Annotated in this window: 14 protein-coding genes and 1 pseudogene; 1 reads left to right on the forward strand and 14 read right to left on the reverse strand. The window is 38.3% G+C overall.

Annotated features, from left to right (window positions below):
- Positions 1–8: 8 nt before the first annotated feature.
- The 9 genes and pseudogenes from IEX94_RS05965 to IEX94_RS06005 form a co-directional block, all read right to left on the reverse strand.
- A complete protein-coding gene (locus IEX94_RS05965; protein ID WP_188856435.1) occupies positions 9–1,478 on the reverse strand; it encodes an ABC transporter permease in 1,470 nt (489 codons plus the stop codon).
- A gap of 174 nt (positions 1,479–1,652) precedes the next feature.
- Positions 1,653–2,356: pseudogene (locus IEX94_RS05970) on the reverse strand (DUF421 domain-containing protein).
- A 106-nt stretch (positions 2,357–2,462) separates the two neighbouring features.
- Complete coding sequence (locus IEX94_RS05975) at positions 2,463–3,938, reverse strand: alkaline phosphatase family protein (RefSeq protein WP_188856436.1); 1,476 nt, start codon at positions 3,936–3,938, stop codon at positions 2,463–2,465.
- 443 nt (positions 3,939–4,381) lie between these two features.
- Entirely contained in the window at positions 4,382–5,788 is a 1,407-nt protein-coding gene (locus tag IEX94_RS05980) for an FMN-binding glutamate synthase family protein (protein WP_188856437.1), read from the reverse strand.
- 47 nt (positions 5,789–5,835) lie between these two features.
- Positions 5,836–6,000 carry a hypothetical protein gene (locus tag IEX94_RS05985; protein ID WP_188856438.1) on the reverse strand — a complete coding sequence of 55 codons (165 nt, stop codon included), beginning with the start codon at positions 5,998–6,000 and terminating at the stop codon, positions 5,836–5,838.
- Positions 6,001–6,005: 5 nt separating this feature from the next.
- Positions 6,006–7,181 carry a Ger(x)C family spore germination protein gene (locus IEX94_RS05990; protein ID WP_188856439.1) on the reverse strand — a complete coding sequence of 392 codons (1,176 nt, stop codon included), beginning with the start codon at positions 7,179–7,181 and terminating at the stop codon, positions 6,006–6,008.
- Complete coding sequence (locus tag IEX94_RS05995; RefSeq protein WP_188856440.1) at positions 7,171–8,280, reverse strand: GerAB/ArcD/ProY family transporter; 1,110 nt, start codon at positions 8,278–8,280, stop codon at positions 7,171–7,173. Before IEX94_RS05995 ends, IEX94_RS05990 begins: the two co-directional genes overlap by 11 nt.
- Before the next feature lie 81 nt (positions 8,281–8,361).
- Complete coding sequence (locus tag IEX94_RS06000) at positions 8,362–9,909, reverse strand: spore germination protein (protein WP_188856441.1); 1,548 nt, start codon at positions 9,907–9,909, stop codon at positions 8,362–8,364.
- A gap of 125 nt (positions 9,910–10,034) precedes the next feature.
- A complete protein-coding gene (locus IEX94_RS06005) occupies positions 10,035–10,886 on the reverse strand; it encodes a DUF72 domain-containing protein (protein ID WP_188856442.1) in 852 nt (283 codons plus the stop codon).
- Positions 10,887–11,242: 356 nt separating this feature from the next.
- Here IEX94_RS06005 and IEX94_RS06010 point away from each other — a divergent pair, with 356 nt between their 5' ends.
- Positions 11,243–11,389, forward strand: a complete 147-nt coding sequence (locus tag IEX94_RS06010) for a hypothetical protein (protein ID WP_188856443.1) — start codon at positions 11,243–11,245, stop codon at positions 11,387–11,389.
- A 218-nt stretch (positions 11,390–11,607) separates the two neighbouring features.
- Here IEX94_RS06010 and IEX94_RS06015 read toward each other — a convergent pair whose 3' ends face one another.
- The 5 genes from IEX94_RS06015 to IEX94_RS06035 form a co-directional block, all read right to left on the reverse strand.
- Positions 11,608–13,971, reverse strand: a complete 2,364-nt coding sequence (locus IEX94_RS06015) for an FtsX-like permease family protein (RefSeq protein ID WP_188856444.1) — start codon at positions 13,969–13,971, stop codon at positions 11,608–11,610.
- Positions 13,971–14,753: an ABC transporter ATP-binding protein gene (locus tag IEX94_RS06020; protein WP_373290802.1), complete on the reverse strand. Its 783-nt coding sequence runs from the start codon at positions 14,751–14,753 to the stop codon at positions 13,971–13,973. The genes IEX94_RS06015 and IEX94_RS06020 overlap by 1 nt, the downstream gene beginning before the upstream one ends.
- Positions 14,746–15,291, reverse strand: coding sequence for a sigma-70 family RNA polymerase sigma factor (locus IEX94_RS06025; RefSeq protein ID WP_188856445.1), 546 nt, complete (start codon positions 15,289–15,291; stop codon positions 14,746–14,748). Before IEX94_RS06025 ends, IEX94_RS06020 begins: the two co-directional genes overlap by 8 nt.
- 517 nt (positions 15,292–15,808) lie before the next feature.
- Entirely contained in the window at positions 15,809–16,600 is a 792-nt protein-coding gene (locus IEX94_RS19665; RefSeq protein ID WP_229782588.1) for an SEC-C metal-binding domain-containing protein, read from the reverse strand.
- A 571-nt stretch (positions 16,601–17,171) separates the two neighbouring features.
- Positions 17,172–17,522 (reverse strand): type II toxin-antitoxin system RelE/ParE family toxin, encoded by a 351-nt coding sequence (locus tag IEX94_RS06035; protein WP_229782589.1) that lies wholly within the window; start codon positions 17,520–17,522, stop codon positions 17,172–17,174.
- Between the last annotated feature and the right edge of the window lie 167 nt (positions 17,523–17,689).

Here is a 17,689-nt window from a genome sequence, read left to right on the forward strand (position 1 = left end):
CCCCTCCATTACATCAGTATTTTCTTTGGATTCAACCGTAAAATATAAACAAGCGGAATAACCGTTGAAATTAAAATCGTTAACAGTCCAATTCCATAGAAGATAAGAATATAGCTTGAATTAAGGCTTACCTCATATGAATCCAAGACATCTTCTGTTGTTAGATTCGTCTGGATTTCACTAAAATACATCATTTCATCTTGAGATGTATTATGATCAGCTTTCATCATCGTATCGGATACCTGTCCGGCTATGAAGTTACCGCTGAATAGGGATAGCGTAATCCCAATTAAAGCAACAACCATTACTTCGATCAGTATTTGCCCGACAACGCGACCCCGTCGTTCCCCTAAAGATAAATAGATTCCTAGTTCACGTTTCCGGTCTCTCAAGAATAGTAGAACTACTAAACCAATAATCAGCACCGTTGCAATGACGGCAGCCGCTAGTACATATTTTGCTAGTTTCGACATCGACTCTACCGGACCGGCAATACTATCATACTGATCCGTAGCACTGACTACTGTATAAAGCTTCGGCAGTAATGGAGCTACCTCTTCTTCAAATGCTTCACTATCTTCCGGATTATTTAAGACGAACATTGGAGTGTAATATTCAAAGGAACTATCTTCCCCTTCCGCCTCCATCATCTCCGCAAATTCTTCATCTGACTTCAATAGCTCTTCCCAATAATATTCGGTTTCACTACGGACAATCTCATTTGGGACGTAGATTGTATTTTGGTAATCCATATCCATGAAATCGAACATTCCATCTTCTGAATCTTCCCCTGCATCTTCCTTCAGTGTTTGAGATTCAAATAAGCCGATTACTTCCAATACTACATCACGGGAAGTAACTATTTCCTCTTCACCGGTCTCATCATCATAAGTAAAGACCATATTGGATAACGTAAAGGTATCGCCCACATGCAGATTATTTAATTCTGCTAATTTTTGCGAAATAATGGCGACAGAAGTACCGTTTTCCACTTCTTCCTCGTTAAAGACGCGTCCATCAACTAATTTCGCCTTCTCTTCTTCAAAATCAAGAACAGGAGCATAGTTAATTCCTTTCATCATAAAGTCCATACTCGGGCCAAATTGAACTAAATCTTCCATATCTTCACCCTGATAACTCTCAATACTCTCTGACCCTAGAGAGGTGGACATATTATAATCATAATATTTCACATAGGAGAGCTCACCAATTTGTTTTATCAAATCGATATCAATGTCTTCAATTTCCGTTTCCATCAATTCCGCTTCACTGAGAGCATCGAGCTCTTCATAATCAATCTCAACCGTCGCAGCAGCGCCAAGTCTCTCTTTGATATTCGACTCCACATTACTAGTTGCTTGCTGGATGGAAATTGCCCCCGATATTAAATTTCCCAATATAAAGATAACAGCCAATAAAATTAATGATTTCCCCTTGTTTCTAGTAATACCTAAAAATCCCCGTTTAATAAAATTCATTACAAACCCCCTCACTTCATATTTTTTCCCTTTTAATTTTCTAAAAAAAGTAAACTTATGTATCTAGTATATAGAACTATTACCTATTATCCAACAACATTTTTCATTTATCTTAAAAAAACTCCTCAAGGAGAGATTGCTCTAACCTTTAGGAGTTTAGTTTCTTTCACTATATTATTTGTATGTAAAAATTTTCACCTCATCATTACTGTCGATCGTTGCTAATAGAATTTCCTTTAAATCAACTGCAAACAATGCATGAATTTTTTCTTCAACCAGATCTCATCTTTTCCAAATTGATTAAGTGTTTCAACATCAATCTGTCCTTCTTTAACAATTGGCATGGGAAAAAATAATGGTTTAACAGCAATTTGCATGTCCGTTGGAGTAACTGTGTTATACTGCGAAAATAAAAACACGGATAAACTGCCGCCTGGTTCCCATAATGCAAGAGAAACTTTATTAATATCATCTATTTTTTGCTTTCTTAATTCTGATAATAAAACATCGAGTGAGATTCTTGCTTTTAATAAACCTTTATAAATAATTTGTCCGTTTTTAATAAGCGGAATTGGGGTTGGTTCAAGGAACTTCCGCAGCGCTCTCCATTTTAAACTTAAATATACACCCACCGTATACAGTATTACTAATACAGATATCGTGATCATCGAACCTTTTAACCCTAGTTGCTCATCAGATAAAGGGTGTGCAATAATATTCCCAATTAATAAAGCCATCATAAAATCAATTAATCTTAACTGGGATATGGATCGTTGCCCCATTATTTTAGCCACGATTAACAGAAAGAAAAACGCAACAATTGCTCTTAGGACCCATTGTATAAAATTAAGAGACTCTTGTTCACCAAAAAACTCCAAATCATTCACGCCCTCGGTCTTAAGTTTTCATTTGTTATTATTACCTGTAAGCCTTATTCCCAATATTTACATGGGAGCAAGGCTGCTTTGAAACCAATTATCTAATTTATTGAACAATTAACCCGAGCACAAACTCCTTCATATCCACAAAGCGCGGAAAGACAGGTTTTTCGTTTGTACCTGCAATTACCAATGGTACCAGCGATTCTTGTCTGTGTAAGGAACCATGTGCTGCACCTGAAAGATGAGCTGGTGTAGATTGGGCTTTAAATTCACAGCCCGGTTTCGCATTTACCACAATAAATCTTCCCTTATGAGAGTGTAAAGCACCATATAAACGTGCTAACGCATCCGGATAATCTCCATAGGACAATACTTTATCATTCGACAACGTCAATTGAAGAAGCTCATGATTTCCGTGCACGTTCCATGTTTGATTATATACATCTCTATACTCCCCATCCCGGCTATATCGCAAGGAACCTTTTCTCATTCCCGATTCAATGTTTACGGAAGCCCCATCGTCGTTCTTCCAAGCAATGATATCGATACGGTGATCCTTTTTTAACCTTTCGATAATAGGAGCCAATAAGAGATTCTCATTCAGCACATAAATATAAGCCATACGCTGATTCACACTAAAAGCTAGCTGATCTTTTTTATGTACTGGACGTTCAATCCGCGCTATGCGGTAACTTTTCAGCAGTTTACGTAAGTCAATAACAACATCTCGATGTTTGGTACCTGTTGCAGCATGACCGTTATCCCCAATAATCAGCCATACATTCTGATTAAGCGCTTCTTCCCAACTTGAATATAAATTCAATGTTTTTTGTATTTCTTTATCTATTTTCGTAATGCCCTTTATACCCAGCGGACCTTTAAAATGAATACGGGCGTCCATATCCTGAAAAATACAGAAAGTAAACAAAGGAAGTTTATTTTTACGAATTAAATACCGAAGTTCCCTTGCTGTATATTTACGATTTCCTGCAGCTATCTGGGTTGGAAAACTCCATGACCTTAATTTTGAAAAAGTCCCTAACGAGAAAATAGAAGGGCCTTCAGCTGTCCACTTGCCATCTTCAAAATGAGTCAACGTGCTAAGCAGCCGTGGCACACGCAAACGTTTAGGGGTATTTCCACGATAGACAAAAGAATTAATAGAAGCCGAGGGAATTCCCAGCGCAGCCAATTCTTCGTAAATGGTGGTGACTTCATCACTCAAATGATCATGGTTCAAGCGATACAGCATATTATGAACAGATTTTCGCATTCCCATCCGAAATGTTTCCCGAAAGCCCGTACCGTAATTAATGAACTGCTTTTCCGAATCATCGAACCAGTTCAACCCCGGTATATGATGTTTATCCGCATATGTACCTGTCAAAAGGCTACTGTCTATGGTTACAGACATCGTTGGAAACGAGGTTACCATATTGGATATGTAATTACCGTTTTCCATTAAAAACTGTAAAGCGGGAGCGCGCCCTGTTTGGGCAGCTACCTCCAATGGCCCACTCATCAACGAATCGATATTTAATAAAATAACTGGTTTTCGTAAAGATCGAGCTGCTTTCATATCCCATTCATCCTCATCACGTTTGTTTGCGGAAAAATAAAATTAGGAGTTACTACTCCCTAGAAAATATTGTATCCTTTTGCGGATAAAATTATCCCATTGTTCCTGCGTATCTTTGTGAATAATGGGGTTTTGTTTTCCCTTTAGCATGTTCGTCTTACCTTAACGGGAAAAGAACTGGGGGTTATTTTACCTTTAGCATGTTCTTCTTACTTTAATGGGAAAACAACTGAGGGTTATTTTCCCTTTAGCATGTTCTTCTTACTTTAATGGGAAAACAATAGGGAACTATTAGCCTTTTAGGGCGCTCAGCTTGCCCTAATAAGAAAACAATCGATTCCTATTTTCCCCTACGCATGATTATCTTACTTAATTGGGAAAGTATCCGTCCACCGGGCACCGGAACGGTAATCAGAGCACAAAAATCATAAATCTTATATTCACTACCCTTCTTCATTTTTCATATCCGACCAAGGAACAAATGAAAATGGAACCCCAACAAATTTTGCTGTTGTTTCATCAAAGGATACGAGATCTTGTCTCGAAATTTCTTTCAAAGAATGTTTGCCCATTGCACGGATACCTTCCTTGATTTCTTCTACACTTGATGTTAAATAATTTGCCGCTGCTTGAGCACCATCGTCAATGTTAAATTGGTTGGCGAATTTCCCTTCATGAAAAGCAACTTCAGTTGGTGGTTCAAAAGGAACTGCCTTTAGTGATTGATTATGGGTGACAGCAAATAACAATGCTGATCCTATATAGACAGCATCCGCCCCTAAAGCAAGCACTTTTAGAAACTCACTTGGTGTAAATAACCCGCCTGAAACAATTAAACTTACGGAATCTTTCTTTCCGAGCCTTTCCAGATGATTAACAGCACGAACAACTGCGTGGAGCGTAGGTATTCCGAAGCTGTCAGATAAAATCGGAGCACCACCATGGGTTGAGCCTTGGCCGCCATCAATTGAAATAAAGTCTATTCCGAGGTGAAGTGAAGCTTCAATATCTTCTTCCAATCTCCCGCCAGCAGCAATCTTTACCCCAATTGGAACACCGCCAGAAACTTTCCGTAGTTCCTTTACTAAATCCTTAAGGTCATCAATCGTTTGATCGTCAAAAAAATGCTCATAAATTTGAGCAACTTCTCCTTCCTTAAGGCCCATCAGCTTCCTCGCTCTCCCTGTCAAATTCTCCGGTTGAATTTTCGCTCCCATGCCCATCTTAGCACCTTGGCCAAGTTTAATCTCAATCATATCTACTTGTTTATAAAGCTTCTGTTCTTTCGCCCAAGCTGTTTTGGAAAACTGCAAGATTAGCTTGCCGCCCAACTTTAATTCTTCGGGTAACACCACTCCTTCACCGGTGTTAATTGCAGTATTAACCTCTTTAGCTGCCTTCGCAAGGGCCATCCGTACATGCTCACTTAGTGCCAGCCCATAAGCCATTCCACTAATCAATAATGGGATTTCAGTATTTAAAGGTTTTTTTGCCTTGGGACCGATCGTAATTTTTACATCAACTTCATCATCGCTATCTGTAGGAAACGTGGTAATTTGGGCAGGGATGAATGTTAGACTAGACAAATGCGGCCAAGACCTAGAACCACCGATTGGACGGTGTAGAACTTCACCTGAATCTGCTCGCAGATTATTTTCCAACATATTCTGTAAGCCAACATGTGCAAGTCCTGGAATTAATTCGATCAAATTTTCTTGATAGCTATCCGTAAATATTATGTTTCCAATTTTTTTTACGATTGCTTTAAAAATCCAGCGTCTTCCGAAAATGAGAAATAAAAGGATGGCAAGGACTATCGTAACCAATATAAGTGTTATTATTTGTAACATCATTACCAGTTCACTACCTTTTTTAATGACAATCAATAAACGAACGGCTAATTAGGAGAAGATTGCTTTTCCTCTTCCTTCTTCCAAGGAGGATCAGCATCTTCATGTAATTTCTGATTTACTTTATAAATGGAAAGCGGGATGAGGTATGCTAAAACAGTACAAAACACCCCTAATAGGGATGGTATCCTTTCGGTGATCATGCTCCACATTTCTACTAATCCCCTCTCGAGTTTACGCGAACTGAAGTACCTGGTTGTGTAATCGTTCCCTTTACATTAATGGTAATTTTACTTTCGGAAAAATAATTTTCCCCATGATCCCAATCTTGTTTTATTTCATTCCATAGTTTATTATGATGAATCCTAAGATATTTATCGAAATCCAGCACATCAACTTGTAGTTCATCCTTCATTTTTCGGACAGCTATTTCCGATAATTTTTTCACCTCCTTTTCAAACGCTTGTTCAAATATCTTTAAATTTTCTTCTTTATAGAAATCTACCGTACCAAAGTATTCTCTAATCGCTGCTGTTAATGAAATATCTACTTGAAATTCCAATGCATTTTTATCACGATTCAACAGCTTATAATCACTGCTACTCCCCGTAATTTCAAATGTGGCCTGTTCACCCTCGACTTCAGTAGTAACACTACCATCCTGGGCACCGCCAGTAATAAATTGTCGCCCTTTTGCATCTGCTCCCGTTAGTGTATCAACCAGTTTATTTGGCTTTTCAGCAATTACCGCTATACCTTGGTAATATATAGAGTTGTCTGCCACCTCAGTAAGGAGTGGTACCGTAAAGCTTCGATTGATTAATAGCTTTTCTTGAACGTCTCCAATCTGGATCGGTTTCATCGTTGCCACAGATTCAGCATTCTCCATTATTTCGGTTATATACTCTGCCGGAATCTTGACATGTTCCGGCTCAACATTTAGAAGAGTTTTTGCTTTGTTATCAGCTACAACAATGAAGATACCCCTTCGCATGTACTCCTGCCTGACAAAAACGTCTAAAACATTTGCAAGCATATCTTCTTGCTCAGCTAACTCTTTAGATATAATAACTAAATCTAAATGTTCGACATCCATTTTTCGATTTTCCTGTCTTGAAATATCCCGATTTGTCTCGAATATTCCTTCTCCTGTTCTGCTTATATTTCGATATGCTTTTCCTCCCCCGGGCTCTGTAATTGTACCTAAACCTGCAGGAACTATAATTTGCTCGGTTAATTCAAGGATTGCCTTTCCACCATCATCTTCAGCCAAGTCAATTGCAACTGCAGATAAAAATGCTCTTTCTTCTATTTGCACCTCATCCCAACATCCTGAAAGAGTGACTAAGAAGAAAATAAGAAGTGGCATGATAGGAAGCATTTTATTGTCCACGATTTTTGCCTCCTTTAATCCCATACATGATCCAAAGCGGAATCACGACAAATACAGGGAGAATAGAGGTTGTATAAGCCAGATACTCTTCAAATTTGACATTTTCCAAAAAGTTATTAGGAAGCGTCGAGATGAAATAAATAAGAGGTGATAGCCCAAATACAATCGTATGCTTTTTAAGCTTTGGCAAAATGGATTGCAGTGCCATTACAGCGACATCATATGTCATCATTGCAGTTGTAAAAATCGACGTAATCCAAATCACAAAAAATAGCGATTCCATTCTTTCAAAAAAGCCTCCTGGTATTTTGATCGATTTTGCCAATTCGATTAAAGGAAGACGAATGACCTCAGTTGTGGCTTGTCCGAACACAGCGATACAAACTAAATAGATAAGCAGATATAAAAGCACCACCCAAGACATGCCAAATGCCGCTCGACCCGGTACTTTATTTATGTCTTTTACTAAAGGGATATAAAAAAATAAAATCCCTATTCCTGCATATGCAAGGGCACTATCGATTGTACCTTTTACATATCCATTTATTCCGGTAGTGAATACAGGTAAGACATTATCTAACTTCATAAATCCGATTGCAAAAATGATTAACAGCCCTGTAACGAGAAAAATCAGCGGTAAAAACATCGCATTTAAGCGAAATAATCCGACTCGACTACCAGAAACAGAATAAACAACAATAAGCAAGAAGGAGAGTCCAATAACTTCAACTGGCGTCGTATCAAATAAATATTGTTTAGAGATAATACTAATCGACGAAACTTCATAAGCAGCAATCATCATTCCTTGTATCGCAAACAATAGTGTCAATAGATAAGCAACGGGTTTAGACAAAAGGGAGGATGAATAGGACAGGAATGATTGATTGGGAAATTTGGAGACTATTTTTGCTACAAACCATGTCAAGCTAACGGCCAGTATTCCTGCAATAATAATAGCTATCCATCCATCGGCAAATCTCACCGACTTTGCCAGTATTCCCGGAAGGTCTAATATGCTAACTGCTATAGCTACGGAAGGTATGGCGATCATAATATCTTGTGATTGAATGCTTTCATCTGCATATTTAAAAGGTGACATGAATGAATGTTTCTCCTTTGTAGAGGGCTTCTTATACGGTTCAAATATTATATTACTTTGATATGACATTGTTTTTGCCCTTTATTTAATAGAAGTATCTTTAGAAACATCATCTACTGGTTCCAAATGTTTTGGTCGACGAGTTAATTTCGTAAATGGCGCACGAATGATAACGTCCTTTAAATCTTTCAGAAACAATGGCCCAAAGGGAATCGAATAAGGCATTCCAATACTTTTTAAATTTACGATATGAATGTTCATCATAATATAAATAAGAATCAGCCCGTATAACCCTAAAGCCCCACTTGCAATAATAACGATAAAACGAAATGTCCGAAGTGCGATACTCATACTATAAGTAGGAATACTAAACGCTGCAATCGCTGTAAGTGCTGTTACAATCACCATAATTGGACTGACTATGCCAGCACTAACTGCCGCTTCTCCAATAACTAAACCACCTACAATTCCAATCGTTTGACCAATTACTTTAGGGAGTCTTACCCCCGCCTCGTGTAAAATTTCAAAAGTGATTGCCAATAGAATCGCTTCAACTGCGGCGGGAAATGGAACGCCTTCTCTAGAAGCTGCTATGGAATAAGCCAGTGTACTAGGGATCATCCCAGGGTGAAACGATACAAAAGCAACATAAAGCCCGGGTAAAAACACAGCGATAAAAGCTGCTAGAAAACGCAATATCCTTAAAAGACTTGCTGACATCCAGCGCTGGGTATAATCTTCCGGTGACGCTAGACCATCGCTAAGTGACATGGGAGCAATAAGTGCGAATGGTGTACCGTCAACAATAATTCCTACTTTCCCCTGTATTAAGCTTGCGGAAACTGAATCAGGTCTTTCGGTATCAAGAATTTGCGGAAAGGGAGAGTAGATACTATCTTCAATCCATTGCTCGATAAAGGATGAATCTGAAATAAAATCAATGTCCATCGTTGCCAGCCTACGATTTATTTCATTTACTAAATCCGGATTTGTGATCCCTTCTATATAACAGACAACCACCATTTGTTTGGAACGCTTACCAACCTCGTGTTTCTTAAAGCGTAAATTGGGATCTCTAATATCTCTGCGGATTAATGCCATATTTGTAAAAATACTTTCAACAAATCCATCCCTTGGTCCGCGCACTAACGTCTCAGACTCTGGTTCTTCAATCGAGCGGCTTTCCCCGCCAGTAGTCCCCATAAGTAGTACTTCTTCATAACCTTCTAAGTAGAAAGCAGTGTGCCCATTTAAAATGGCAAGGGAAACATCATCTAAATTATTGGATTTATCTGTATCCGTAACTGCAACAACTTCACTATGTATTTTGTCTAGGATACCCGTTTCATACTGCATTAGATTTTCTTGGATCACTTTTAAAATATTGTTATTGATAAGATCTTCATCTGTAATTCCACTAATGTAAATGATGGCAGCTCTTTTTTCTATACCGCCAATAATTAATTCGCGCGTGACTAAATCAGTCGGATCTCCAAGCATTTTTTTGATTGACTTTAAATTGTCATCTAGATTTTTAGTAATTGATGTATTGAACTCTTCTTGTTGTTCTTGGCTTTGCTTTATTTTATTTCTCGTTTTCATTCGATTGAATATCGAGCGTCTTGCCATTTGATCCCCTCATTTAGCTGAAATAGAGCTTCCCCTTTCTTTTTCCCAATTCCTAGTGTTTTATACAATAACAAAAAGAGGGAAATAAAAAATCCCCCTCATCTAAATATAATTCATTATTCAAGTTAAAATAAGCCGAGCTGCCTAGGAGCAAGCCCTTCATAGTCGATCCCTAACATCGCTTGAAATTGTTTTGCGTTCACAGCTGCATCCCCACCAGAATTATTATTAAACAAGACATAAATGTTTTCTGAGGATGTTGCCAGTTTTAAGACGCGCTCTTTCCATTCCAGTAATTCTTTTTCATTATACTTATACAAATAACGGACTTCTCGCCAATTCGTATCCGCATTCTTCGGTCTAACCCATCCATAGACATTCCTGCCATGCATCCGGATCAATGTCATTTCAGAATGTGTCGCTACAGGTACAATGGGTACCGAACCGTTCCCCGCTTGCGGCTCATCGACAATCGCGTGAATCCAGCCTTCCTGTTTCATAAAATCAAGTGTACTGTCACGATGGGCTTCACTGAACCAAGATTGATGTCTAAATTCTAAGGCAATTGGAATATCACCCATCATCTGCTTACAATACCGCAAATAAGTGACATTCTCTGTCCTACAATCAAACCAAGGCGGAAATTGAAATAAGACCATCGCTAACTTTTTCGCTTCTTGAAAAGGTACTAAGGAATCTTTAAATGCTTGAAACATCTCCGTTTTCGAATCAAAGGGAGAATTGCTCCGCTGATGACCTGTCATGCCTTGGTATGCCTTCACAACGAAACGGAACATTTCCGGTGTTTCGTTAACCCATTTCGAAATGTTACGGACAGGCTGGACGGCGTAAAAAGATGCATCCACTTCTACTATTGGAAAATGACTGCCATATTCTCCTAATTTATCTTTTGCTTTCAAATGTGGTTGGTACAAGGAATGGTGGTCCCTCCACCCGGTTACACCTATGTATATCATGTAATCCCTCCCCCACCTATCATAGCATAAGAAAAATAATATATACGAATGCACCGGCATTTAAGGAATCGTCCAAAGAGGTTGATGGCATTTATTTTTCTTGCCAAAAAACCATAAAAAATCCCTCAAGTACTTTAATAGTAAAATGAGGGATTACCTTATTCAATGTTTCCAAACTCTGGAGTTAAAACCAGCTTTTTCACCTGTACTCAATTGAAATAACTACCCACTATACACGAACATGCGTTCCTTTTTCGCTTTTTAAATAATGGTAATATATAAGTGCAGTTAAAGTTATATGGGTGGGTGGTTGTCACGTTTTCCTTTTCCTTAAAAAGGGGAGGGAGGTGATAATCATGGATACTTTCTTGGAGTTTTTAAAAGAAGTGTTAAAAGGGATCATTCGCGCGATTAGTGCGTATGTATTTCAGAAAACTTTTTTAAACGAAGAGAAAACCACCCGTTGCCGTAGGAAGCCGGGTGGTTCTCGAAGTAATAAATAATCTTTTGTTACAACCACCGCCTGTACGGCCGAGGCTACAAAGAGAGAAGTTACTGCTTCTCTCTTTTACTATCTATATCCATTTTAACGTAAAAACATGCAAAAATCAATGTGACTTATTCGTCAACCCTTGTTAACAACGTAACTAACTCCAAATGAAATAGTTAGGCTATTTCTCACACATTACGAGGAGATACATAGTCAAGTGTCTCCTGTGTTTTAAAGTTGCCGCCTGCTCATCTGGTATCCCTGTAATGTAAAGCAGATAAGCGTTAGTACAAATATGATAGCAACTGTATATAAAACCGCCGTACCATCTACTAGAGTACTAGATGCTGGATCAATTACATGCCAAAGCAGTTTCGTAAAGAATATACCGAAAGTTAACCCGAATACTATCCCATAACAAACAAAAATCAATGCCTGCCAAACAATAACTGACATCATCCCGTTTTGTGTTAAGCCTAATAAACGTGTAATCCGATAACTTGATTGTTGGCTTAAGATGTCATTCGTTAATGTCTGTAAAACACCAAACGATGCACCTATAATTAAAACAATTAATGTGCCGATAACTAAGACGTAGCGTTGTTGAAACATCTTGTATTCTTCCTCAAGTTCCGCTGTTTTTGTTGTGAAATGCATTGCAGGTAATTTACTCATAATAGGCTGCAAAACTTCCACGTCATCCGCATCAACAAAAACTTCATGCATATATAAAACATTTGCTATCTCTTCGGACCAGTCAACGACAATATCGCTATATTGAAATAGTGTTGATTCGTCAGAAATCGCGCTAACAAGAAGTGGCTCATAGTTTTGATTATTATAGTAGTCTATTATTAGAAGTACATCTCCCACTTCAATATGATGCTCTTTTGCAAAACTTTCCTTGACAACTGCACCTGTGACAGGATATTGCTGATCTCGATAAGCAAGGTTTGTTGCCTGTACATCCGCATCAATCATTTCATTAGGCAATTGGACACCAAGGCTTGCAATTCCACTGCTGGCATACACATCACGCACACCTTCTAAATTCCTAATATCAGCTAATAATTCAAGCGTCTGTTCTCCTGTTATATCAGATAAATCATACGTTCCGTGAACCTCAGTTTCAAATTTATTGTCAATATATTGCTCGCTTGACACAGCTACACTTTTCATCGTAGCAGTGCTAAACACCAAAATGACCATCACGCTTATAATTGTTAATATCGCCGACATATTTTTACGTACTTGAGGGAGCAGCCGCTGCAATGCTATATAAAAGTTTTTGCCAAATATCCCCCGCAAATATGGCAGAGAATGTTGTATACACCATTTAAATACATACGGCAAGACATATATAAATAAGACGGTCATCATAGCGGAACCAATGAAGCTTTGAACGGGAGCATTTTCTCTCATTCCGATTAACAATAAAAAGATGGCAATGACTGCAACCCCACTGCTAACCCATCCTTTTTTCCTCGTCCAAACAACCTGTTTTTCTAATTGTTTCATTTGCATTGGTAACACATTGGTGCTCTTCCAAACTTGCCACATCACAAACAGCTGTAGTACGACAAGACTCACTAATGCAATTACGATAACCGTAATAACAGGTATTGTTGTTTGTACAGGGGGCAATGCCAATGACCGAATGATTCGATGAAGTCCAAATTTCATCATCCCAACACCGAGCAATGTGCCAGCTAATACACCTATTATAATAATCGTAGTTAGTTGGGTTAGTACTATCAGCGCAACTTGTGTCATTGTCGCCCCTATTGCCCGTAAACGCATTAATTGCTTTTGCAGCTTAGTAAAAATGATACGAAAATTTGATAAGAGTAACGTGCCCGTAATGATTAATACAAATAGGGATAAGACAACGATAAAAACAAGCAGACCTTCAATATTCTTTTGCATAGCTTCCGATTCATTCAATAAATCCACACGTAAATATTCATCCATTTTAGCAATTTGTGTTCCTACTGTTTCCTCTAGTTCAGGAATTGTCTGTACCAATACAAACTTTCCTTCCTGCATATAGGGAAATAGTGATTTCATATCAGCATTTGTAATATAAGCTGTATTAAATTCATGGATTGGTAAAGTATCTGCAATCGTAAATGTTTGATGTCCAACTTCCAATTGATCCCCAATCGACTTTTCCAAAGAATGTAATAAACGTTCACTTACAATGATCTCATTTTGCTCAATATTATCCGTAAAATGCAAACGACTTTTCGTAAGTTCATCGTTATTCACGCCAAGCATGTTAATAGATATACCTTCTACCGTAACTTCCGGATTTAACAATATTGGTGCAACCGCCATAACACCAGATAAATTCGCTACCTGTGTAAGCTGTTTTTTATCTATATATCTCTCATCTTCTAGTTCGTAACCAAACTCAATATTACTATCACCGTATAGCTCATAGATATCTTCATCCAGTTTTTCTTTGGCACTAAAACCATAGGTACACATCATCACCACAAGTGCTATCGCAATTGCCACGGTGATTATACTCGTTATTGCTTGTGTCTTTCCTGCACGAAAAAGCTTTAAGGCGATGGTGCGTAGATTAAACATTATCGTTCACCTCGAGCTACATATTTAAATTTTTCCAAGATCTTATCTAAGTCGTTTTCATCTTTTTCATTTGTATAAACATCAATAATTTGTCCATCATGGAAGAATAAGACTCGATCTGCATATGACGCAACGTATGCATCATGGGTGACGATAACCATTGTTTGTTGAAGGTCTTTATTTAATTGCACGAGTAAATTTAGAATATCATTCGTTGTATTAAAATCAAGTGACCCTGTAGGTTCATCTGCTAGTAATATCGACGGTTTTGCGACCAAAGCGCGTGCAATTGCAACACGTTGTTGCTGTCCGCCTGATAACTCCGTAGGCAAATGTTTGCGCCATTTTTTCATACCGACCTGGTCAAGTGCTTCCTCGACACGCAACTCAATTTCATAATGCGTTAATCCTTTTAAAATCAGTGGCATTGCTATATTATCCATCACATCAAGATCTTCTAAAAGCTCAAAAGACTGAAATACAAAGCCAATATGGTCACGCCGATAAATCGTTGCTTGTGGTTCTTGGTGAATATTTGCATGTTCACCAAAAACAAACATTTTCCCACTTGTTGGAGCATCAATAGCACTTAACATATTAAGGAGTGTACTTTTACCCGATCCGCTCGTTCCCATTATCGCTACCATTTCACCCTCGTACAATGTAAGATCAACTTCCCGTAATGCCTGGATACGGTGCGATGACCTATCAAATACCTTATTTAGTCCCTCTACACGTAAAACTTCTTTCAGTTTTTGCTGTGGTACAGGAATATTATTCATCAGTTTCTTCAACGGATTTTGCCCACTCATCATTATACACTCCCTTCAATTGTTGTCGTAGCATCTGTAAACCGCGACGAATATGTGTTTTTACAGTTCCAACCGGAAGTTCAACCACTTCAGCTATCTGTGGCACTGTATAATCATGATAAAACCGTAATAACAAAGCAGTTTTATAATGATTCGGTAAAGACTGTAATGCTTGCCATAAATCAAGTTGCTCTTCAATCGGTTTATAATCTGCCTCTATTAAATGCAAGGTTTCCGGAGCAACCGCGCGCTCTCTATCTCTTTTTTTCACATATGTAATACTTTGGTTAATCGCAATCCGCATCAGCCACGTAGAAAAATACAAGGGTTCTCTTAATTGTGCGATCCCTTCAAAGGCACGAATAGTTACTTGTTGAAAGACTTCAATTGCATCCGTTTCATTTTGCACGTATGCAAAGATCATTCGGTAAATTTTATCTTGTTCTTTATTTAGTAATGATAGAAAAGCCGCTTCATTTCCCTGCTGAGCTTGTTTAACCCGTTGCATTTTTTCACCTCTCTATCTATTAGACACACGAGTATGGCGAAACGATTCAAAATCGCCATTTTAAAAGACCAATTTTTCATTATTATAATTGAGAAATTGGTCTTTCCCGTAACTTCAGTAAGCTCCGGTATAAATGATGAAACCTAAACTTAGGCATCTCGTTTACGGTAAAATGCCCGAACGAAATGGTATCTAGCTAGAATGGGCAATTAGACTGCCTTTAATCACCCGAACGAACCCGAATCTAACTCAAACAGGCGATTAGACCGCCTCTAATAACCCGAACGAACTCGAATCTGGCTCAAACGGGCGATTAGACTGCCTCTAATCCCCCAATAAACTCAAACCTGGCTCGAACAGGCAATTAAAGATTAAAATACCCCTATTTAAACGATTACAATTTCTAATCAAGTCAGTACAATGCAAAGCACTCTCTTTTACAGATGCAAAGAAAAGTGACTGTCCCCATTACTTTAGCACTTTACAGTCGCGGGGGACTGACATTTGGTTCTACATGTTACTTCCCACAGCATTTCTTATATTTTTTTCCGCTACCACAAGGGCAGGGATCATTTCTACCTACTTTAATTGTTTTTACTAGGGGATTCTTTTGGAATAATGGTAACACTTCTTCCCATTCTCCAATATTCCTTTTCCCCTTCTCGTCGGCAATTTTGTGTAATAGTTCTACCGATTCTTGTGTCATTCCCAGTTCTGTGTATAACGCCTCTAGCCTTTCAAGCACATCTAGCTTATCATTAAGCCCTTCTACCTCTAGACCTTGCTCTAATATCTGTATTGCTTTTTCAATATCCCTGTTCTGTGGTTCTGAAAACATACCATACTGATCTGACCAATGAATCCATCCCCAGCCTGAGGTAGGATGCTCCTTAATATACGCCTTGAAAAGCTTCTCACCTTCATCAGTCTCACCCATTTCGAAGTATGAAGCAGCAATTACACGTTTTAGAACAAGAACATTATACTCGTTCTTATCTTTCTTTAAAGCTATGTATTTCGTGCAAAAGTCTATTTTGCTCTGAACAAACCTTTTATCTTCCCTCGCAGCATTACTTAATTCCACTTCAAAATCCATCGACCAGTTGTAAATACTTTGCAAGCCAGAAAACGCTTTATCCATGTCTTCAATGTATTCCAGATTATACAAATCCATCGTATCAATGAACTTCCTCCATAGCCCAATCCACATATCGGCAGCAGCCGTCGTTTTCCCGGACATTGAAAGCTTGTAGCCTTCCTGCATTTGTTCATCCAACTCAGATTGTAAATTTTCATCTATTTTAACCATACTGCATACCTCCATTTCCTCACAATATTTTTATTTTTTTGTCCTGAATTTTATTTTACTATTACTAGAATTGAGGGTCAAAACAGAAAATAATTATGGTGCCATAATTCCGTTCTTCAGGGGAGCCAAGACGTGATTTTTTACTTATAGATTGCCTCCAAATCTATCGTCGAAATAACCGCTTCATACTTTTTTGAGTAGATTCCATCTCGTATAGTGGTCATAAGATGCACTCCTTCAGTCTTTTTATGGTTTTGTGGATATTACCATCATACAAGATTTGGGGAGGTGCTTCTTTTTCCACCTCTCAAAAGCGTTGGGAGACAAGCGGTAAGAATTATGAAATTCATTCATTTTAATGAATTTCATAATACGTATTTAATGCTTTCCCATCACCATATGTAGTTGAGTTGGTTCGTTCCCAACTACATATGGTGATGGAAAAGCCGACTTTGGTAATTATGAAATTCATTCATTTATTAAAAGATAAAAAAATCGGGCTCCCTGTGAGGACAACCCGAGATTTTACTCAATTTTGGAACTGAAAATGCTTATTTTAACAATAAAACTATCAGGAGTCTTTCAAGCGGTTGGAAATATCACTAGAACTATACATTACATTTGTAATGATAGCCCGTTCTTCTCTTAAATGGAAAAACTCTGAAAGGTTATCAACTGGCATCTGTCTAAGCCCCAACAAATGGCCTTGTTCTGTCCCCGTTAACTTCACACGTTCCGGAAACATACCAAGTGTTTCAATTGTTTCCGCTATCCTATTATACTGTCCCATAGCCACTTCTGGTTCCTGTAATTGCTCTGAAATATAACGATATATCTCCTCCATATCGGAAAGTGCCCTGTCAGTGATTTGAATCTTATATTCCTTCATTCGTCCATCTTGCGTAGTATAAACCTTAATCATTCGAGTGAACTACTCCCACCACTTATCCTCCTTGCGGGTCTCTTGAAGTGGGAGCTTCTCGACTTATCGTTGCTTTTACTAGCCAACGAAAATTGACCGAGCTAACCCTCTCGTTCCAAGAGTTTTGGTTGCTTATGATAACGCTAATAGGCGTATCCCTTCATTTT

The sequence above is a fragment of the Oceanobacillus indicireducens genome (assembly GCF_014647195.1).
Taxonomy (GTDB): Bacteria; Bacillota; Bacilli; order Bacillales; family Amphibacillaceae; genus Oceanobacillus; species Oceanobacillus indicireducens.